The sequence below is a fragment of the Cellulosilyticum lentocellum DSM 5427 genome (genome assembly GCF_000178835.2).
Lineage (GTDB): Bacteria > Bacillota > Clostridia > Lachnospirales > Cellulosilyticaceae > Cellulosilyticum > Cellulosilyticum lentocellum.
In genome coordinates this window covers 780,627-802,665 of the sequence record NC_015275.1, presented here as the reverse complement: position 1 = coordinate 802,665, position 22,039 = coordinate 780,627, and the positions used below count along the sequence as shown (strand labels likewise).

Here is a 22,039-nt window from a genome sequence, read left to right as displayed (position 1 = left end):
AAGAGCTAAATGAGGTTTTCTCCTTATCTAGCTCTTCTTGATGCTTTTTCTAATTTATTAAAATAAATGTAGCTGTTTGCTCTTCTTGATTCCATTGTACTTGTAAGTTAAGTAGCTTAGCAATTTCTGAAATAGGTACATAAGTTCTACCATTAAGACTTATAGGTTCTGTAATCATAGTAGACACTTCACCATCAGCTTTTACTACTCTACTTCCTAAAGTCATTTCTATTTTTTTACTAGCTGGTACTATAATCACTCCACCTGAGAATTTTACATCATTGCTAGATATACCTGCAGCTTCAGCAGCATAACGAATAGGTATCATTGTGCGTCCATCTTGACTAAATGGTGCTACATCCATCTCATAATTCACACCATCTACAGTATAGTTTGTACTTCCCAACTTAAAGACTGTGGTTACTGTTTTATTTGTCGGTGCTACAGGAATGCCCGGAAATACTTCTGGCATAGAAGTAATCATAAAATCTTCAAATACAGTTGTTTCTGTAGGATTTTCTGGTGATAATGCACTACCGCTAATAGTGAGAGCAAATTTACCATCTGGAGCTGTGCGATCTACACTGTAAGTAAAATCACTTATTTCTATAATAGAAGCCTTTCTAGAAGCTCTTGTCACTTCTATCTCTAAAATATTAGTTTCCTTGTCCACCCATCCAATTACTTTTAACTCTGCATCCCCTTGTATTACTTTAATTTTAGGGGTCTTATTATAATAAATATAGGGTTCCCCCTCCAACTCTAAACGGATTTTTCCTTTAGCTAACATACCTCTATCATTCTCACTAATAATAACTTTACCACCTACTTGATTTCTTACACCTACTTTAGCTTTAATACCTTCTACTCGAATTGAAGTAGCAGTTTCTATTTCAGCAATAATCTCACTTATAGGATTAGTAATGCCTCTTCCTTCTACTGTTAATGTAATATTTCCTGAATCCGATGATTGAGCACAAAGCTGTAATCCCTCAAAACTTAAAGTATTACGTATTGTTCTATCAATAGTTGGAATCTGCATGGTAAATCCTACTATCAACCCCTCTTCAAATTCAGGCTCTAATTTCACTTGATTTGTGATATCCTTACCATTCAGTAATACAGCTCCAATATCTAAGGTATTGCTATCATTAAGCTCACTACGGAAATATCCCTTATCTAGGCTAAACTCTAATGGCCTATTCGCAATAAAGCTATCTGGCATTCCTTCTTGCAACTCAAAGCTAACAGCTCGATTATCTCCCGTTACTACTGCTTTAACTCTATCTACCTTAAGAGTAGCACCATAGGATAATACTTCTGCCACTTTTACACTCTCATATCTTGTTTCAGATAATAAACCTAGATTCAAATTCAAGTCGCCTGTTTTAAGGGTTGCTGCTGTTACTTTTAAATCACTGACAGTCAATGTTCCTCTTGCTCCTTTGTTACTGCTATAAGGTAAAGTTATGTATATAAGCTGAATATCTTCTTTCTTATTGGTTTCTCCATAGCTTATTTGAACCTTACCTAAATTTTTAAAGCCGTCACTTAATGTAATCTTTGGCAAACTTGCAAAGGTATATGAGGTATTCTTTAAAGATAATACTAGTGTTCTTTCATCCATATCTCTTATATTTGTTAAGCAACCGGCACTTCTTTCTTCAATAGTAATATCACTTAGCTCGCCTTCTTTTTCTATGTAATTTGCACTATCTACCGTTACACGTATAGGCGCATATTTACTTAATTCAAGATTAGTTGTTTCTCGTGCCATTACATAGGTAGGACTCATGACTAAACATCCTGCTAACCCTAATGTTATCATCTTCTGCACTATCTTTTTCATCTTAATTCCCCCTCGATTATTCTTTTTCTAAAATACTTTTTACTTCTAAATGATATAGCGCTATATCATTCTTTTCTTTATTATAACAAATTGTGCCAACTATAATATGACAAGTTGATAACTTTTAAATAACATTTACTTTTAGTTATACTATTATATAGAAGAAACTCATACTTTTTTGTCAAAACCACCTAAAAAAGCATCTATGATTTGATTCATAGATGCTTTTAGTTCTATTACTTAGTTGGAGCATTTTCCTTCTCTAATGCTGCTGTTTTATAATCAGTCCCTTTATTACTATAGAAAGCCAAAAACACAATAGCAAGTGCTGCAGCAATAGCTGATGTTAAATAAACCCTTTGGAAACCAACATTTAAAGTTGTTTGAAAGCTTTCTTCTAAAACCGCCTTCTTATCATCAATGGCTTTTAAATAATTATCTTTTGCTTTAGCAAAGCTATCTGGAATGGCAGCTTTTAAGCTATTCATCTTCGTAACCATATCATTCATCTGCTCCTCGGCAGTCTCAATACCTCTTAGACCTGCTTTCATTCCTTCTTGACCCTTCTTACTTTTTTCTAATTCTGTCTCTAGATTTGCTATAGCTTTTGTCAATCCTTCTTCTCTAGCTTTGAGTTGTTCTAATGATTTAACTTCTTCGAGCTCCTCAAGGACTGCTACTGGCATTTGCTGCTTTGCTGCTGGTGGGAGAAGTTCAGCTAAGCTCATGCCTTTAGGCAGGGCGTTATTACCACCTTGTTTACTCATCATCTCTAAAATATCTTGTAACTGAGTAAGTGCTGCTTTTTGTTCTTTGATACCTGCTTCCATTCCCATAATGCCTTGACTAAGACCTGTGTAACCTTCATTTAATTTTTCCTTTTGTTTTTCTAATTCAGGTATTCCGGCATTAATACCTGCGATCCCTTGATCTATTCCTGCTTCGATAGAAGCGATCACATTAGGCGTTATCATGTCAAACATACGACTAGAAAGTGTTTTACTATTTTCTACGATAGTCGTCACATCTGAATCCTTCATCAGATTCTTTAGGTCCTCTGGCATCTCAAAATCTGAGCTTCCGTTAAAGTCAATTTTAACCGTTTGCATAGCTGTTAAATCTGGAATAGTAATATCCTTTAACTTCTCTGCCATTTGAGGATTGGCTTTAAGTGTGTTAAAGGTCTCTGTAAGTTCCTTAGCATAAGGTAAGTCTGGCACTGTTAGTTCTTGTGGTAAAAGGTTCATCACATTGCTTTGAATATTCCCTCCAGCGGCTGCAATGAAACCTACCATAATAGTGGGTGCAATAGCCGTTCCTATAGAACGCACTAAAGAAACCGTTGCAAGTGCAGAGTTAGATTCTGCTTCATCTGTATTAGCCATCATCATATAGTTAATGGGCGTTCCCATAGTAAAGCCAATACCAAGTCCCGTAAATACCAAGCCTATTACAACTGTTAACATATTAGGATAGTAAGTTGTTACAAATACAAGGAATACTGATCCTACTATGGAAATAATAAAGCCAAGTGCTAAAATAAGTTTCGCTCCAAACTTATCAATAAGCTTTCCGGATACAGGAGCCGCAACCCCTGCAAATAGTCCTAAAATGATAACTAAGTAGCCACCACTACCTGTTTTAATCTTAAGTACATTCTCTGAAAATTGAGGTACGAAAATCATTCCCATCATGACAACCCCACTAATAAAAGAAATAATTAAGGTGACCACGATATTTTTATTAGTAAAGTATTTTAAATTCATAACTGGGTCTGCTGCTTTTTTCTCTATAAGCACAAATACAGGTAATAATAAAATGAAAATAAGTAAGTATGGATAGACATCTGTTGATTTCATACTATTTAAAAACTCGAAGAAATCAATATTTTTAAGTCCATAGAGTAATGACAGCACCATTATTGTAAGGGTGAGTATCCCTAAGCCATCGACCTTCTTGGTATCTCTTCTTTCACAACGAGGTAAAACAAAAATACCTGCTAAAATAATAAATAAAGTAATCGGTATATTCACATAGAAAATAAATTGCCAATTATTTTGCCCAAACAAATCTAATATGGCACTTCCTGCAGAGGCACCAAAAATATTGGCAATACCATAAACGCCTCCTACCATACCTAAAGCCATCCCACGCTTTTCCGGCGGATAACTAGTGCCAAACTCTGCTGTAGCCACTGGTACAATGCCACCTCCACCAATAGCTTGAATTGCTCTAGCAATCAGTAGCATACTAAAGCTACCTACCTCTTGTGAAAGACCACATAAAAGTGAACCCGTACCAAAAAGCGTTACGCTTAATAGATAAACATACTTTCTGCCAAACTTATCCGCAAACTTTCCCATAATCGGAATACTGGCTGCATAAGCAAGCGTATAAATGGTAATCATCCATATTCCTGTTTGCCCATCAACACCTAGGTTGCTTTGAATAATAGTCCTAGCTGGTGTTACAATTCCAGTATCAATAGCTCCCATAAATATACCTGCTAAATATATAATTGTAATTAGAACCAAATTAGGTTTTTTAATGACATTAGTCATTAACATCATCTCCATCTTTTAAATGATTAAGTACGTTCTTTGAAATAGTTCCTACTAATTTTTCAACCGTCTTTATCTCTTCTACACTCATTCCTTCAAAAATAGCAGCATTAAATTCTTTTAGAAGCTGCTCCATTTCAGTAATAATCTCCTTGCCGCTTTCACTTAAAGTAATGATCTTTTCTCTTTGATTTTCTTCATTCACTTTTCTGATAATATATCCTTTTTCCTCTAACTTTCCTAAGGTTTTTGCCACAGCTCCTTTATCCAGTTTGTAAAACTGAGCAATACTTTCTTGATTAACACCATTGTTTTTAGCTAAAAACGTCAATACCACATGTTCTGCGCACCCCACACCATACTTTTGTAGCTTTCTTATTAAAAAAGCATTGGAATGTCTAACAATAATAGACAGATCGTTCATTAGCATATTAAAAACCTCCCATTGGTAACTCATTTTTATAGTTGTCAAAACAACTGTTGTCTTGGCAACTTTTATATTAGCACCTTTCAAAAAATTGTCAATATATTTTGAATATATTAATTTATCGTTAAGAATTTATAAACCAAAAGAAAAGGCAAGCTAGACTTCTGTCTTTGCTTGCCTTAAAGGTTTTATCATCATTATTATTTATTCATGGCTTACACTACTTCCAAAGCTTCCTCATCAAAATAACGCTCCATAAGCTCTGGGTAGCATAGTTCTATAATCATTCGTTCAAAATTCTTCCAATTAGTAACACGTCTATAGTTACCTAGGGCAGTCTTGTTATGAAACCTTTCGAAAACAATAGGCGTTCCACCTGCCTTAGCAAAGTCTTCTATATTATGCATACCATCATCTAAAAGATAGTCTCCTTTAATCATATACTTTCTTCTACAGACAATGACACGTTCTTCTGGGAAGAAAGGCAAATGTTCCTTAATCCATTCGTGCTTAGCTTCTACACTGCAGGGCTGCGCTGCTGTTACAATGTACATTTCAAATAAACCACTATGATATAATCTTGTAAATACCTCTAATGCGTCTGGTGTTGGCTCTAAGTGCCTAAATAGCTCTGGTTCATGCATCACCGTTTCTACTTCTTCACCAAACACTGTATGCAGATCCCAATTATTACACTCTTCTGGGCTTATGTCTGTCTTGTATTTCTTATTATAGGCCTCTGTAACGCCCTTGATGTATTCTGCTAATACATCATCTTGGTCTATTAGTAATGTCACTTTATTCTTTTCCACGGTGTCTCCTCCTTATTATTGTCCTCTTATTTTATAAGCGAATTTATTATCATTTTATTATACGATCTTTATTTTAGTTCCTAGTTTTTAGTGCTTCTCATAAAGAATATTCTTATATGTAAGACTTTCCTTCATTTAACACTAAAAGGGCATTGACTATGCAACGCCCTTTTCTTCTAATAAATATGCCACATACCACCTAAACTAATCCACTCAGCATACCTCTCTGGAATTAAAAAGCCTGAATAAATAGGATAGCAAAATGCAAACACAAGTACTGCTATAATACCATACCATAGATAAATAGGTTTTTTACTGGCTTCATCTAAAGTCTTAATAAGTCCTACTAAAGCTAAAATCATCAGAGGTACTACTGGGAAGTAGTGGTATAAATACATAATGCGAGGTACAAGCATATAAGGTACATATACTGCTAATATAGCAGCTACTAAAAAGCTATATTGCTTACTTCTCTCTAGAATCATTTCTTTAACAGCGTAAATCATAGCTACAATCCCTGTCCACCAAATGAACGGATTACTAAAAAGGGCTATACTAGACACCATCCCCTCTGCTACCTGACCATCATAATACCATACTGGCTTATAACCAATCGGCCAAAAATACCATGGTGAACTAAAGGGGTGTGTTGCATTAAGCTGTGAGTGATACTCGTACATTCTTACTTGTTCATTACATAGAAACTGTACAAAGCTATCTTTCCCGCTAATCAAGTAATAAGGAATAAATGAAACCACATAAATGGTAATCGGAACTACACCAAAGAAAATAAAGCAACTTAATACGATTTTCTTACTTTGGCTCCTCCAATTTCCATAGGTTGTAGCCGACTTTGAACGTATAAATAAATCTACAAAGAAAATAACGGCTAGGCCTATAGCTGCATAAGCACCATTCCACTTAGTAGCCATGGCCATCCCTAGGAATATCCCTGAACCAAATAATTGGAGTAGTTTCTTACCTAAAGAACCTTCTGTCTTACACGAAATATATTGGTACATAAATAAATAGGACAAAAGAATAAACAATACAAGGAAGCTATCCACTGTCCCAATCCTGGTCTGTACAAAATGCATCCCATCTGCTGCAAAAAGAATCATGGCTAAAGCTGCGTATTTAGTAGATCCAAAAAGTCTTTTAGCAAATACATAGATAACAAGTAACATCAACAAACCTGCTACATTTCCCATCAATCTATAAGCAAATGGATTTATACCTAAATATTTAATAGGAATACTCATGATTAACTTGCCTAATTGCGGATGGGTCCATTCATAAATGTCCATACCATGAACAAACTCATAAGCTGTACGTCCATGATAAATCTCATCAAAATACGTAGAGTTCAAATAACTAATTTCTCCTGGAACTACCTTTGCTTCATCAACAACTGCTTCTGCTCCCTCTAGGGCTGTCACCGGTAATACCTGGCCTGCTTCATTATACAAAGCTATTTCTCCAATAATACCGTAAGGTGCTTCTGCTTCAATGGCTAAATAACGTATATCTGCATCTATTTCTAAATCTTCCCAAGCAAAAACCCGTTTTTGTTCTAAATCACTTAGAAATTCATAACCTACATTATCTTCTGATGTATAAAGTTTAAATTTACCAAAGCGGGCACCACTATAATGTCTTATCTTACTTACATGAACCTGATCTCCTAAATCTACTACAATACGAGCATTATTTTCTTCAGGTCCCCAAAAGCTTTGTGGATTCTCCATGCTCCCTAAATTAAAAAAGGATAAAACACCATATATCAGCACAATACAAAGCATCCAAAAGCTATCCTTCAAGGTCAAATTATATTCTTTTTTAGGCATAAAAATCATTTTTCCTCTTTAGTAGCCTCCTATCTAAGCGCTACTAAATCCTCCTTATCATCTGATATTCCTGCGCCTAATGTTCCTATTCACTCTTTATTCACTCACCTTAAAGTAAATCATTAAGCATACTCCATTATGCAAATTATACCCCATATTCTCACTTTATTAAAGGTAGAGTTTAAATTTATTCTGCTTGCACAGCTACTACCCTACATTTAATCCCTGTTGCCTCTGTATCTTCATGCCACATAGTGAGCATCTTACATACTGACTGAGGTTCAATGGCACTTAAATTAGTTAAATTCTCAATGACAAAAGTGCCATACTTTAAGAAAAGCTTGTCTGCTTCTACATGATCCTTTCCTTTTCTTAAATCCGGTGCATCAATCCCTACAAATTTAACACGTTCCATAGCCAATTCTTGAATAAGCTCCCAAGAAAATTGGGTGCTGCTACTAAAATATAAACCACTACCATAAGGATGCCTTTCAATAGAACCTGTGCGGAACATGACAAAGTCTCCCGGTTTCACATAATCTAGATCTACATCATCAATGGTTATTTCCCTATCTTTAATATGACTCACATCAAATAATACGCCTCTAGTTTGCATATATTCTAGTGGTAATTGTACTTCTCCATATATATCAAAATGAGTACCTACATGACCCATTACAATATGTTTCTTTAACTGAACTTCCGCTTGTTTATAAACACGATTACTTTTCTTTACCTGTAATGTTAAATCAATATACCTCACATCATGTCCCCCTCTTTTATTGTCCTTGTCATCATTATACCGATTTTTCCATTTTCTGTCTATGTCACACCATAGAAAAAGCATCTCTATGAGAGATGCTTTTCATGTACTAGATTTTTAATCCACTTATTAGAACGTAATCTAAAATATTCAAATGGGACCTTAATCATTTCCTCTGTGCAAACAAGGAAAAATACGCTATAAACTGGCCACTTGAGTGCGAGTGCACCTATAAACGCCAATGGTACTGAATAAAGCCAAATCGTACCGGCTTGTACTAGCATGGAGTAGGTGGTGTCTCCGCCTCCTCTAAATACACCGATAATCATAATGGCATTAAACGAACGCAGTGGCATAAAGATAGCCATAGTTCTTAAAACCAGTATAGCTGCTTTATAGGTCTCTGGCTGAATGTTAAACCATCTCAGGATTGTTGGGGCCGAGATCCATATACCAATACCTAATATAATCCCTATAACTGGTGTTAGCTTAGCTACTTTATGTGCATAATCTTTAGCAACCGCTTCTTCTTCTGCACCGATTTTATTCCCTATCATAATGGCTGCTGCTGTTCCTACTCCCGTAAGAAAAATAAAAAACATATTGATAAGCGTGCTAGAAATTTGCATGGTAGCAGAAGCATTAGTACTTATTTTGGCATAAGCTACTGAATAAGCTGCTGAGCCTACTGAAAAAACAAGTTCATTAGTAATAACAGACCATGATGTTTTAAAATAAACACCTACTGTTTTTAAACTAAAGCTATATAATTCTTTTAGTTTGGCTGCTACTTTATTTTTAGTAAAGTAAACAATACTTACTATAAAAACAACCTCCACTAAACGTGCTAACATTGTTGCTAATGCCGCTCCCTCTACTCCCATAGCAGGTGCACCAAGCTTTCCGAAGATGAAAACCCAGTTTAAAATAATATTTATACCTACTCCTATTAAACTTGCAAACATAGGTAATTTTGTTTGACCTGTACTCCTTAATGCAGAAGAATAGGCTTGGGTAAAATTCATAAATAAACAACTAACGGCTACAATCTTTAAATAGTTAGCGCCTAAGGCGACAACTGCTGCATCATCTGACATAATATCCATAATTACTTCTGGAAAGAAGAATGCCATTATAGCAAATAAGCTAGCAGCTACAAAACCTACAGTTAAATCTATCCCTAGAAAGGTCTTAATTCCCTGTAAATCTTTCTTTCCCCAATATTGAGACATAAATACACTGGCTCCAGCATTAATCCCTAATATGCAAAGCGTAAAAATAAACATATATTGATTAGCAAGTCCTACTGCAGAAATAGCTGTCTCTTGTAAACTTCCTACCATCATAGTATCTACTAAATTAAGGGATGAGGTCACAAAGCTTTGAAGTGTAATAGGTACCGCTAAAGTAAGCATTGTACTTAGAAATACCTTATCCTTAAATATCTTTTTCATATCGCTCCCCTTTCTATAAATCAGTTTACTAAAAAGCAAAAAGAGCAAATGGGTTGTTAGCCGCCCATCTGCTCTTTTTTATGTGTTATCACTTTTCATTTAATACTGCTTTGTTTTAACCAGAGTACATTTTCATATAAAAGCGAATAAATGTCAATACCTAATTGAAATTTTTATGTTAATAGTAACTAGATATTATTTCCAGTTTTCCTTTTTTCCCCTATAAACTAATGACTTCACGTGCTATACTGTACTTAAAAGTTTGCGTAACTATTTAAGAAAACAGGAGGTATGTGTATGGGAATTTTTGGAGGTACCAAATCTACTAACACTAAGTATTTTGAACGTTTTTTAACAGAAGGTGAAGAAATTGAAGCCGTTTATCGTTTAGTAGTAGACGAAATGTGTTTTACTAATAAACGTATTATTTTCTTTGATAAGAACGCCTTCTCTACTAAAAAAGGAAAGGTATCTATTCCTTATCGTAGTATTTCTCATTTTATGATTGAAGATGACGGTATCCTAGACAGAGATATAGAGATTAAGCTTATTGTGCATAATGAAGAATTTGTACTTAAGTTTTCTAAAGGTTGTGACTTTATAGAAATTGAAAAACTCCTTACCTTCTATGTATGTGATTAAACCTTCTTAAATAAAAATAAGGTGCCAAGTACAAACATGCGACTTGGCACCTTATTTTTTATTGAAACTAAACTTTTTATTTTAAAATGCTACCATGTCTTCTTGTTGTTCTTCTGCCTTCACTATACTTTTTACATAAAATATTGGTCCATCACCTTCATAAACTTCAGCTGGTTCCCAACGGATTTCACCTAGTATTTCTATACTATCCTTATTTTGAAAACGTGGTTTCCCAATATTTTTACAATATAATCCCATAAATGCAATATCATCCTCACAGCATGGCATGGCAAATCGGCCAAAGTTAAAGCAGTCCTTTGGATCTGTGGGCTGCTGAAAAAATAAGCCTCTTACCTTTATCTTTTTCCTCATGTAATGTTCAGGATGATCCCACAAATCAATATACCAAGTCCCATAGTGTTCTTTTGCAACATCGATTAATTCTGCACTTAAATCATAGGGTAATTCTTCCTCAATGGGCTCCATTACAAAATCTTTAGAACTAGTGAATAACCTTGCTTGCCCATTAATAGATTTCACAGCACCTCGTAATAATGCTAGATTAGTTGTAGGTAAGCAGCGATTAATAATAACCAGGTCTGCTATTTTAAAATGTTCTATCATCAGTGATCTCATATTATTCATGTAAAGCTCAAAGGTTTCTCCATTAACTAGAACCAAGCTTTGATATAAAAACCAGTTTTCCGGTAAGGTTACATCAAAGGCACTTTCTAAATTCCACATCCCATTAAATTCAATAACAACACGCTGTGGCTCATAAGTGTTTGCTAACTCTTCCAATAATTCACTTGTAAATGCTTCCTCCTCTTCAAGGTTAATTAGGGTAATATGATTCTTTTGAAATAGTGCTTTATTGTACTCCTCCACGCCTTCTTCGCAGCAAATAACAAGTGTATTTTTCCCATCAGCGAAAGCTGGCTTTTCTAAAAGACTTTCAATAAAGGCCGTTTTCCCCGCTTCTAACAAGCCATTAAATAAAAATATTGGAACTCTCATATGATCTTCTCTCTTTCTCTCAGTATTCTCCTAGTAATTCTTTAAGTCCTGCTTCATCTAGCTTTGTACCTATTATACATAAGCGGCCTGTATAATCTGCTGCCTCTTCCCTTATTTCATACTCTCCCGGCACCATATCAAAACAGAACCAATTCCCCTCATTATCTTGCAAAATACCTTTGGCTCGTAAGATAACACCATATGTCTCTGTATGAGCTAGCTTTTCTAAAATAGTTCTTATTTCCTCTTTATCAAAACGTCGTGGTGTTTCCAGTCCCCAACTAGTGAATACCTCATCTGCATAATGATGCCCGTGTTCATGATGGTGATCATGTCCACAACTACAGCCTTCATCATGTTCATGATGATGTTCCTCCTGCTCACTTTCAGCATGATGCTTACAGTCACAATGCTCATCATGATCATGTCCTTCTTCGTCATGATGTTCATGATGATGCCCTCCACAATGTGGATATATCTCTTCCTCTTCTAATAACTCCCTTTCTAAATGATTGCCACTTTCCATAACAGCTAATAACTTATCACCTGCAATCTCTTCCCAAGCAGTAGTCACAATAGCAGCTTCTGCATTACGCGTTTTAATAAGCTTAACTGCTTCATGCAATTTTTCTTCTGAGCAGTTTTGGCTACGACTTAAAATAATAGTGCTAGCACTTTCTATTTGGTTATTAAAGAATTCGCCAAAATTCTTCATGTACATCTTACATTTTAGGGCATCCACTACTGCTACCTTGCAATTAAGCCTTACTTCATTTCCTAATGCCACTTGTTTAACAGCTTTAATGACATCTGAAAGTTTACCTACTCCAGATGGTTCAATGATAACTCTGTCTGGATTATACTTTTCTAATACCTCTTTTAATGCAGTGCCAAAATCCCCTACTAATGAACAGCAAATACATCCGGAGTTCATTTCTGTAATCTCTACACCCCCTTCTTTTAAAAAGCCACCATCTATACCAATCTCACCAAATTCATTCTCTATAAGCACAAGCTTCTCACCCTTAAAGCCTTCTTTAATGAGTTTTTTAATAAGCGTTGTTTTCCCTGCTCCTAAAAAGCCTGATATAATATCTATTTTTGTCATGTGTATAACCTCCCTATCTTATCAAAATATCTATGACCTAGTTCACATGCATTTCAATTATATGACTTAATTATGGGTATATCAAATATTTTTATACATTAATCTGAATAAATTTTATCCTCTTTCTAAAAAATCCCCTGTAAGACCCATACTCTTTTAAGTATATGACTTACAGGGGATTTACTATCATTTATTTTACTACTGCGCCACTTGCCATTTCACCAAGAGGGCCTACTGCAACTAAGTTACCGTTATCATCTGATGCACACAGTACCATTCCTTGTGAAAGGATGCCGCGGAGTTTAACTGGTTTAAGGTTAGTTACAACCACTACCTTTTTACCTACGAACTCTTCTGGTGAATAGTACGCTGCAATACCTGATACGATTTGTCTTACCTCGTCACCGATTTTAATTTTAGATACAAGAAGTTTATCAGCTTTTGGTACCTTTTCACACGCAATAACTTCACCAATTTTAAGCTCAACTTTTGTAAAGTCATCAATTGTGATTTCTGATACTTCTTGTACTTTTTCTTCTTTTTTAGCTTCAGCTTTTTTGTTATCTTTAGCTTTTGCTTCTTCTTTTGACTCAGCTGTTGGCACCGCTGCTTCAAGAATAGCAAGTTCCTTCTCTTTATCAATACGAGGGAACATATTTTCACCTTTTTTAGCTGCTACAGTTCTTGGAAGTGCGCCAAATTGATGAATAGAATCCCAAGCTGTTAATTCACCTCTTACAATACCAAACTGTGCCCAGATTTTTTCTGGTGTTTGTGGCATAAATGGTTCAATCATAATGCTGACAATACGAATCACTTCTGAAAGAGTATAAAGTACACCTGCAAGTTTTGCATGGTTAGCTTCATCTTTTGCAAGTACCCAAGGCATTGTTTCATCAATATATTTATTCATTCTTCTAATGATTACCCAAATGTCTTCAAGCGCATTGTTGAAGAAAAGTTTTTCCATATTGCTTTCCATTTTAGCAATTTGCTCTTTAACAACCTTTTGTACATCTACGTCGAATTCATTGCCTTCTTGTACTTCCGGAAGTGTTCCAAAGTACTTTTCAATCATAGCTACTGTTCTTGATGTTAAGTTACCAAGGTCATTAGCAAGGTCTGAGTTGATTCTTGAAATAAGGGCTTCATTAGAGAAGTTACCATCTTGACCAAAAGCAATCTCACGAAGTAAGAAGTAACGGATTGCATCGCTACCATAACGACCTACAAGTACACTAGGATCTACTACTGTCCCTTGTGATTTACTCATTTTCCCACCGTTAATAACTAACCAACCGTGACCAAAAATTTGTTTTGGAAGTGGAAGATCCATTGCCATTAACATAGCTGGCCAAATAATGGTATGGAAACGTACGATTTCTTTACCTACTAAATGTACATCTGCTGGCCAGAATCTTTTAAAGTTAGCATCATCTGCTTGAAGATAACCAAGTGCTGAAATATAGTTTGATAACGCATCAAGCCATACATAAACTACGTGACCTGGATCGAATTCTACTGGAATTCCCCACTTGAAAGAAGTACGAGATACACATAAATCTTCTAGTCCTGGGCGAAGGAAGTTATTAAGCATTTCATTTTGTCTTGTGTTTGGCTGAATGAAATCTGGATTTTCTTCAATGTGTTTAATCAGTCTATCTTGATAAGCTGATAATTTGAAGAAATAAGATTCTTCCTTTACTTTTTCTACTGGTCTACCACAGTCTGGACATTTGCCATCTACTAATTGGTGTTCTGTAAAGAAGCTTTCACATGGTGTACAGTAAAGACCTTCATATTCACTTTTGTAAATATCACCTTTGTCATAAAGCTTTTTAAAGATTTTTTGAACTGTTTCTTCATGTTCTTTATCTGTTGTACGGATAAATTTATCATAAGAAATGTCCATTGTTTTCCACAAGTCTTTAATCCAGTCAACGATATGATCCACAAACGCCTGTGGAGTAACACCATCTTCTGCTGCTCTTCTTTCGATTTTTTGCCCATGTTCATCTGTTCCTGTTAAGAACATGACATCATAACCACGAAGACGTTTATATCTGGCCATAGCATCAGCTGCTACTGTTGTGTAGGAATGTCCAATATGAAGCTTGTTACTTGGATAATAAATTGGTGTTGTAATGTAATACGTTGGTTTACTCATTTAAATGCTCCTTTTCTTATATGATTATTTTATATAGTAGTTTTTCTTATTTATTTAGTTTTACTCTATCATTTAAAAACAAACCACTACTACAAAAATGAACTGTTTAATGGAATTTAGTGAAACGCCTAAGTAAATGAGATTCTGATCTTTCATTAAAAACAATCAAAAAACCTCGCCCTCATAACAAACTGTTATAGAGGCGAGGTCATCACACGCGTTACCACTCTACTTCACTTATACCTTACAATATAAGTCTCGTTAAGTACTTCCACTCTACTCTTAAGGTTTTCATTTCTCTTCGCTTTAAAAGTCATTTGGAGTTATACTCTTTCGCTATAACAGGCGAAACCTGTTGCAGCCTAAATCCTAGGATCGTCGGTGCACCATTCCGAGGCCATGTTCAGTTTAATTTTCCTTGCTTCTTCTCAGCTCCCGAAGCTCTCTTTAAAAGATCCTTAAACCTACTCTTCTCTTCACTATGTTTAACTATTTAACTTGTGTTATTTTATCATAGTTTACCCAATATTTCAATATATAATCTCTCACCTATTCAATTGCTAGCTGACTACCTTTAAGCTCAATAGATGTTCAAAATGTTTTACTGCCACACTAGCTACTCGCGGATCATACATCCTACCTATATTAGATTGTATTTCATTTTTGCAATATTCTATAGATAAAGTTTCTCTATAAGCTCTTTTACTAGTCATAGCATCTATGGAATCACAAACCGCTATGATTCTAGCTTCTAAAGGAATATTTTCTTTTTCTAAGCCATAGTAGCCTTTACCATCCCATCTTTCATGATGATAGAGAACGACATCACTTAATGACTTAAGTGCTTCCGATTTTTTCAAAATATTAGCTCCTATAGAAGTATGACGTTTCATACATTCCCACTCTTCTTCAGTTAGCTTACCTGGCTTATTTAAAATATGATCAGGAATACCTATTTTCCCAATATCATGTATATGACTTGCTATATGCACCGTTGCTTTTACACTATCTTTTTCACCTAAATAATCGCATAGTAAATCAGCCATTCCTCCTACTCTTCTGGAATGATTAGCTGTATAGGTATCCTTGGCATCTAATGCCGTAACAATACTTTCAATCACATCATAATAAGCAAATTGGTTATTTAGCAAAGACGGCATATTTGTGTTCACGTCATTTCCTTCTTTCATCCAGTCTAATAGCTAGCTTATTGCATCTTTTTTAAGTGTATTACGGTTTTTTTAGATTGTCAATTTCAATGCTGTAAATTATATTGTTATTTTTTGTTTTTAATCAATTATTTAGTATATTGGTGAAATTCAATGCGTTTTTAAAACATATTTTGTCACTTATAATCTTACCGTAATTTTTGACCAGCTCATTGTAAAAACACTCTACTTTTTCAATATTAGGTAAATCCATAGGCATAGTAGCACCATCAAAGTCAGAGCCTAAGGCAATGACATTCTCTCCACCAAGTTCTAGAAAATGTGAGATATGAGGCAGTAACTCCTTTATACTCGCTTCTGTAGTCCCATTAATAAAGGTAGGGTAAAAATTCATTCCCACTAGTCCCTTCCTTTCTACAATTGTCTTGAAAGCCTCATCACTTAAATTTCTTGGATGATCACATATCTTCTTGCTATTAGAATGCGTTGCAATAAATGGCTTGTCACTATGGCTTACTACATCCCAAAATCCCTTTTCTGCTAAATGTGACACATCTATAATCATACCTAATCTATTCATTTCACTTACTACTGCTTTCCCAAAGTCTGTTAAGCCACCTGCTGATTCTTGCATACACCCATCAGCTACTTCAGAGCGGCCATTCCATGTTAATGTCATGAATCTAATCCCTTTATTATAAAGGTCCTCTATATGTTCTAGCTTTCCTCCCAGTGCTGCAGAACCTTCTACAGCTAATAAGGCCACCCTTTTTCCTTTTTCTAATGCTTCATTTATTTCTCTACCACTTGTACATAGTCGTACTAAACTCTCATTCTTTTGTAGCTCTAATATTAAGTAGTTATACACTTTACAAAAATGCTTATATGCTGCTTCTCCTCTAAGGTTGTCATTCATCCAAATGGCATAAACTTGTACCCACTCTTCAAAATCCAAGCCTCGTTCTATACTTAATTGCAAGTTGTTTCTATAAAGCTCTAGATGTCTTTCAAAGCACTCTGTAGCCGTGTCACAGTGTAAATCAAAATATTTCATTCTTTTCACTCCCTTTATTAGCTCCTATATTCCTATTATACGCCTCATACTAAAAGGACTGCTGCATCATCTCACAGCAGTCCCTTATTTTCTTTAGAAATATTTTAGTCATTAACAAATTTAAAGGTACTCATAATAAGGGGAATGTACTCCTTATTAGTCCAGATTACGACATACTTATAAGGTACCCCATCTATTGTAATAGGTTCCTTATATTGTACCACTAATGCAGCATCTCTGTCTTTAAAAAAAGCAGACTGATCAGCAGATGGATAAATAACTCTTGCAGGCTGCCCATCTACAATAAAATTTCTCACTGTAGGATTAGAGCCATAGGGTTGATAAGTTTCATTAATTTGTTGATTAACAGCTGCACCTATATCTTCACCTATACCTGAAAAAGTACTTACTTCAAAAAAACCTGTAGGCCCCTCATATTTATCTTCATATCTAGGATTTTTACTCCAGCTTCTAGGGTATTTAAAACTTATTTTATAACGTCTGCTTATAAATTCATCTAATAAGATGCCTGGCACAGTAAATTCTTTATTACTCTCTTCGCTATTTCTTATGTCTACTAATGATTTTTCATTGTTTTTAACTAAGCTACTAACTGCCAAAACCCCTAAACCGAGTATTGAAATTGTTTTCTTGTCCATGCTTTAATACCTCTTTTAAAATACTTTCATATTATTCTATTTCTAAAAGAGGGAATAGGTTCCTAAAATGGCAATAAAAAAATCTATCTAAGTCCCTATACCTAGATAGATTTTAAATTTATCTTCTTTCAAAGCTAAGACAATCTGTTTCTGTGTAAATCTCTGCTTCTTCCTTTGAAGGTCCTATTTGAAGCTCGTTTAATGAACAATGCTCACTGCTATTATGAATGCACGTATCTACTTTACAAAGAATAGCATCTGTATCTCCTCTATTTTCAGTATATTGCGCCAAGTTACTATAACCTAAACGGTTAAGGAAGCTTCCACAACAAGTACTTTCATTATCTGTAGAGCCTTTGCCTCCAACATTAATAATACTAGCACGGCAAACTTTATCTTGATTATAAGAGCAGGTATCAACACCACAATGAATTTTAGGCATACTTTTTCCTCCTTTATGCTATTTAAAATATCTGTCGAGTAAGCCTTTGAAAGCACAGCCATGACGTGCTTCATCTTTTGCCATTTCGTGTACACTATCATGGATGGCATCTAAATTTTGTGCTTTTGCTAGAGTTGCTATTTCTTTCTTTCCTTGACAAGCACCATACTCTGCATCCACTCTAGCCATAAGGTTAGCTTTGGTATCTGCTTTAACCACTTCACCTAACATTTCTGCAAAGTTAGCCGCATGGTTTACTTCTTCATAAGCTATGCGTTTGTAAGCTTCTGCTACTTCTGGATATCCTTCACGATCAGCTTGTCTACTCATGGCAAGATACATACCTACTTCGGTACATTCCCCCATAAAATTAGCACGAAGTCCTTCTAAAATTTGAGGATCTACTCCCTCTGCTACACCAATGCGATGTTCATCAGCCCATTGGAGGCTGCCTTTCATCTCTTCAAACTTATCACTACCTACATTACAAATAGGGCATTTCTCTGGTGGTGTTTCACCTTCATAAATATAACCACATACTGTACAAACGTATTTTTTCATTATCTCATCCTTTCCTTACCTAATGATGTACAAGTTTATTATGCGAAAAAAAGGATATTTTATGCTAAAAACTAATTATTTGTATCGTGTATATAAATATTCTCTAGTCATTGGTAATTGGTTATTAACCCCTTTAGTAAATAAAATCTGATGTAAGTCAATAACGCCGTTATTAAAGCTGGCAGCACAAGAACATAAATACATCTGCCACATACGTATAAACCTTTCATCAAACAGCTTTCTTACCTCAGGTAAATGCGCTTCAAAGCGCTCATACCAAGAAAGCAAGGTCTTAACATAGTGCCTTCTTAAACTTTCTACATCTTGTACATAGTATTTATAGTCTGCTGACAAATGAATAATCTCTCTTAAACTAGGTATTACCCCTCCTGGGAAAATATATTTCTTAATCCAAGCATCTCCAGGATATTCTCCATAAGCACTAATATAATGTAACAAGAACAAACCTTCTGGTTTTAATACAGCATCTACGCTTTTGAAAAATAAGTCATAATTCTCTCTACCTACATGTTCTAGCATTCCTACACTTACAACTCGGTCGAATTTTAGGTCTGAGACACGTAATTCTCTATAATCCATTAATTCTACTTGCAAGTAATCCTCTAAAGCTTCTGCTTTTATTCTCTCTTTAAAACCTTTATACTGCTGCTCACTTAGTGTAATACCTACTCCTTTAATGCCATAGGTCTTAGCAGCTTCAATTAAAAGATACCCCCAACCACACCCAATATCTAATAAACTCATACCGTGTTTTAGATTAAGTTTCCTCAAAATATGATGTACCTTATTATATTGTGCTTCTTCTAAAGTATCTGTTTCGTTTTTAAAATAGGCGCAAGAGTAGCTCATAGACTTATCCAACCAAAGTTTATAAAAGTCATTTCCTAAATTATAATGCGAACAAACTTCCTTCTTTTGATTTTTCGCAGAGGTTGAGGTATGCAATAATTTTTTAAGTGCACTATAGTCTGTAGAAAATTGATTTTGGTATTTAAAAAGTTCATCTAGTGCCTCTATTAAATCCCCTTCTACTTCAATAGCTCCATTCATATAAGCTTCTCCTAAAGCTAGCGAGGTGCTCTTTATAAGTTTCTTGTAGGCTATAGGTTCATGAATAATTATTTTAAACTTCGCTGGCATCTGCCCAATATGCAATTCTTCTCCTGTTTCAAACTGAACGTCAAAAGAAGTCCCATCAAATCTTTTGAGGAACTTCTCCATTAATTTTGCTTGTATGTTCATCTTATCACTCCTCTTATAGAGGAGTATCACCGTTTTAGATGCATCTTATTCCATGTATATTTTATTACAGCTAGGCGCCAATCTTACTTTCACCAGTTAAATTTCTAACTTTATGGTCAGGTAGCATGGTCATAACGCCACCTATACATAATGGAATGTAAAAAGTAATCAATCGCCAACATAAAATAGCAGTCGGCAAAATAGTAGTTGGGAAGAATAGCTGAAAGAACAAGAAAAAGCTTCCTTCTGCTACGCCTGAACCTCCTGGAATAGGAACAAAAGATGAAATCATTACTATAAAAGCCGCTGCTGATATAATAACAAACATTTTAGTTCCTGCTAACCCAAAAGCTTTATACACTGCATAAGGAATTAAAAAGTAAGCTGTAAGCTGCATAATCGTTAGCATACTCACCTGTAAAAGCAAACTTGTATTTTTCTTCAACAAACCAATATTTTTATTAAATAAATCAATTTGAGCAATGATTTTTCTTTTAATGCCTGTAGGATGTTTAATGATTCTCATACGTTGGAGTATATTAACTCCCCAAAATCCTATTCTTTTAAGTTGTTGTTTCATAAATACAGAAGCAACCAAAATCATTACAATACCAAAATTAATTAAAAACCCTATTAAAGATAAATACACAACGCCACTAATCTTAGAAAAAAAGAATGGCATCTGTATTAAAAGTGCAATCATAGAATACAAGGTTAAAATAAGCTGATAAATAATAAATTTCGTCATCAATATACTAATAGACGTTCCTACTGGTACTCCTTGCTTCGCCATAATAAAAGCTTGCATAGGTTGTCCCCCGGAGGCAAAGGGTGTAATGGCATTAAAAAACTGACCTGTCATTACTACCTTAAAGGCATTCCATAAGGAATGTCCTCTTTGCATCTTATTAGTAAGCATATATTGTATAATGGTTTCTACTCCTACATATAAGCCAATGCATATTAGTCCTATGAGTAACCATTTAGGTGCTAAAGTTTTAACACTTTCTAACATCATTTTAGGATTACCTTTACCTAGTAAAATCCATGCCATGATCAAACCTAATATGAATACAAATAGGACATTCCATTTATATTTTTTCATGTAGTAAATTCTCCACCTGCTAAAAGTATTTTCTTATTCGCGCACAATATTTCAGCATAAAATTCTTGCCACATTGAAAGGATATGTTCTCTTGAGTAAAATTCACTTCCCTCTTTCGACTTCGCAATATATTTTTCTTTATATGCTATGTCATTTTTAAGTCTTTGAATATGTCCTATGAATTCCTCATTCGTATTACCCTTCATATAGTAATCAAAAAGAATATTAGGATAAATATCTAAATCTCTTAAAAGAATCGGTGTATTGCAATTCATGGCTTCTAAAATAATCATAGGAAAAAGTTCACTATAAGATGGCAAAAACATAAGATCTGCTATGTTATAAAGTTCATTCATCTTATCTCTTTCTACTATGCCTAAAAATCTTACATTCTTAGGTGGATTGTCTAAAAGCTCTTTTACTTCTTTATACCCAGATGTGATATTTCCAAAGGAAAAACCTCCTACCCAAATGAACTCTACTTCTGGCATCGCCTTAGCAATCTCTACAAATTCAAAAACACCTTTTCTAAGTTGTAATTGTCCTGCACAAAGTACTACAAATTTATCTTGTGGAATGTTATACGCTTTCCTTAATTCTTTTTTCTGAAGCTCATTCATTTTATAAAACTTCTCTTTAGAAACAAAATTAGGGATGTAAGCTATTTTATTTCTTGGAATACCGTAAGCTTCTAGCTTGTCAATAAAATTAGGATTAACAGTTACAAGATAGTCCATACTTTTATAAAACTCAATAATATATTTATAAAAAACGTGTGTAGCAATATGCGGTAATTTAATACTACCATCTACTGTTTCTGGTAGAAAATGTACTGCACCTACTGTTACACTTTTTCTAGCCTTCGCGAATGGCAAGCTTAAGTAATACGGCAAGTTAATGGTGTGATAATGCATAATATCCGCACACTTTACCTTATTAACTTCTATTGTATATTCTTCTCCTAGTCCATTTTGTACTAGGTCTAGTTGTTCTAAATAAGCAGAACCAACACCTTGTCCCTTTACCTTATCTGCTGCTGATAGCATATTGATTGTTGGCATATTTAGACCTCCCTGCCAAAATTTCTTATACATTTACAGTCACTATTATACCTTAATTTTTACCTTATTGTATAAATC

Annotated in this window: 19 protein-coding genes; 1 reads left to right on the top strand and 18 read right to left on the bottom strand. The window is 34.7% G+C overall.

Annotation, left to right across the window (positions count from 1 at the left end; genetic code table 11):
• Positions 1-49 precede the first annotated feature (49 nt).
• The 7 genes from CLOLE_RS03445 to CLOLE_RS03415 all read right to left on the bottom strand — a co-directional run bounded on the left by CLOLE_RS03445 (position 50) and on the right by CLOLE_RS03415 (position 9,713).
• On the bottom strand, positions 50-1,849 hold the full coding sequence (locus CLOLE_RS03445) for a stalk domain-containing protein (RefSeq protein ID WP_013655674.1): 1,800 nt from the start codon (positions 1,847-1,849) through the stop codon (positions 50-52).
• A 236-nt stretch (positions 1,850-2,085) separates the two neighbouring features.
• On the bottom strand, positions 2,086-4,425 hold the full coding sequence (locus CLOLE_RS03440) for an MFS transporter (RefSeq protein WP_242825767.1): 2,340 nt from the start codon (positions 4,423-4,425) through the stop codon (positions 2,086-2,088).
• Positions 4,403-4,840: a MarR family winged helix-turn-helix transcriptional regulator gene (locus CLOLE_RS03435; protein ID WP_013655672.1), complete on the bottom strand. Its 438-nt coding sequence runs from the start codon at positions 4,838-4,840 to the stop codon at positions 4,403-4,405. Before CLOLE_RS03435 ends, CLOLE_RS03440 begins: the two co-directional genes overlap by 23 nt.
• A gap of 212 nt (positions 4,841-5,052) precedes the next feature.
• Positions 5,053-5,649: a 5' nucleotidase, NT5C type gene (locus CLOLE_RS21565; RefSeq protein WP_013655671.1), complete on the bottom strand. Its 597-nt coding sequence runs from the start codon at positions 5,647-5,649 to the stop codon at positions 5,053-5,055.
• A 176-nt stretch (positions 5,650-5,825) separates the two neighbouring features.
• Entirely contained in the window at positions 5,826-7,496 is a 1,671-nt protein-coding gene (locus CLOLE_RS03425) for a phospholipid carrier-dependent glycosyltransferase (protein ID WP_013655670.1), read from the bottom strand.
• Between the two features lie 187 nt (positions 7,497-7,683).
• Positions 7,684-8,259, bottom strand: coding sequence for a cyclase family protein (locus CLOLE_RS03420; RefSeq protein ID WP_013655669.1), 576 nt, complete (start codon positions 8,257-8,259; stop codon positions 7,684-7,686).
• Positions 8,260-8,345: 86 nt separating this feature from the next.
• Positions 8,346-9,713, bottom strand: coding sequence for an MATE family efflux transporter (locus tag CLOLE_RS03415; protein WP_013655668.1), 1,368 nt, complete (start codon positions 9,711-9,713; stop codon positions 8,346-8,348).
• A 297-nt stretch (positions 9,714-10,010) separates the two neighbouring features.
• On the opposite strand from CLOLE_RS03415, the gene CLOLE_RS03410 reads away from it, so the two are divergent.
• Complete coding sequence (locus CLOLE_RS03410; RefSeq protein WP_013655667.1) at positions 10,011-10,355, top strand: PH domain-containing protein; 345 nt, start codon at positions 10,011-10,013, stop codon at positions 10,353-10,355.
• Between the two features lie 81 nt (positions 10,356-10,436).
• Here the strand turns inward: CLOLE_RS03410 and CLOLE_RS03405 are convergent, their stop codons facing one another.
• The 11 genes from CLOLE_RS03405 to CLOLE_RS03355 all read right to left on the bottom strand — a co-directional run bounded on the left by CLOLE_RS03405 (position 10,437) and on the right by CLOLE_RS03355 (position 21,961).
• On the bottom strand, positions 10,437-11,372 hold the full coding sequence (locus CLOLE_RS03405) for a TIGR03943 family putative permease subunit (RefSeq protein ID WP_013655666.1): 936 nt from the start codon (positions 11,370-11,372) through the stop codon (positions 10,437-10,439).
• Positions 11,373-11,391: 19 nt separating this feature from the next.
• On the bottom strand, positions 11,392-12,480 hold the full coding sequence (locus tag CLOLE_RS03400) for a CobW family GTP-binding protein (protein WP_013655665.1): 1,089 nt from the start codon (positions 12,478-12,480) through the stop codon (positions 11,392-11,394).
• A gap of 190 nt (positions 12,481-12,670) precedes the next feature.
• Positions 12,671-14,647 (bottom strand): methionine--tRNA ligase, encoded by a 1,977-nt coding sequence (metG, locus tag CLOLE_RS03395; RefSeq protein ID WP_013655664.1) that lies wholly within the window; start codon positions 14,645-14,647, stop codon positions 12,671-12,673.
• A gap of 560 nt (positions 14,648-15,207) precedes the next feature.
• The gene (locus CLOLE_RS03390; RefSeq protein ID WP_013655663.1) at positions 15,208-15,819 is read right to left on the bottom strand and encodes an HD-GYP domain-containing protein; all 612 of its coding nucleotides are present in this window, start codon (positions 15,817-15,819) and stop codon (positions 15,208-15,210) included.
• 121 nt (positions 15,820-15,940) lie between these two features.
• Positions 15,941-16,870, bottom strand: coding sequence for a dipeptidase (locus tag CLOLE_RS03385; protein ID WP_013655662.1), 930 nt, complete (start codon positions 16,868-16,870; stop codon positions 15,941-15,943).
• A 104-nt stretch (positions 16,871-16,974) separates the two neighbouring features.
• The gene (locus CLOLE_RS03380) at positions 16,975-17,529 is read right to left on the bottom strand and encodes a hypothetical protein (RefSeq protein WP_013655661.1); all 555 of its coding nucleotides are present in this window, start codon (positions 17,527-17,529) and stop codon (positions 16,975-16,977) included.
• A gap of 118 nt (positions 17,530-17,647) precedes the next feature.
• Positions 17,648-17,971 (bottom strand): DUF1540 domain-containing protein, encoded by a 324-nt coding sequence (locus tag CLOLE_RS03375; protein ID WP_013655660.1) that lies wholly within the window; start codon positions 17,969-17,971, stop codon positions 17,648-17,650.
• 18 nt (positions 17,972-17,989) lie between these two features.
• Entirely contained in the window at positions 17,990-18,532 is a 543-nt protein-coding gene (locus CLOLE_RS03370; RefSeq protein WP_013655659.1) for an NADH peroxidase, read from the bottom strand.
• A 75-nt stretch (positions 18,533-18,607) separates the two neighbouring features.
• Positions 18,608-19,795 (bottom strand): SAM-dependent methyltransferase, encoded by a 1,188-nt coding sequence (locus tag CLOLE_RS03365; RefSeq protein WP_013655658.1) that lies wholly within the window; start codon positions 19,793-19,795, stop codon positions 18,608-18,610.
• A gap of 70 nt (positions 19,796-19,865) precedes the next feature.
• Positions 19,866-20,900: a lysylphosphatidylglycerol synthase transmembrane domain-containing protein gene (locus CLOLE_RS03360; RefSeq protein WP_013655657.1), complete on the bottom strand. Its 1,035-nt coding sequence runs from the start codon at positions 20,898-20,900 to the stop codon at positions 19,866-19,868.
• Positions 20,897-21,961: a glycosyltransferase family 4 protein gene (locus CLOLE_RS03355; RefSeq protein WP_013655656.1), complete on the bottom strand. Its 1,065-nt coding sequence runs from the start codon at positions 21,959-21,961 to the stop codon at positions 20,897-20,899. Before CLOLE_RS03355 ends, CLOLE_RS03360 begins: the two co-directional genes overlap by 4 nt.
• Between the last annotated feature and the right edge of the window lie 78 nt (positions 21,962-22,039).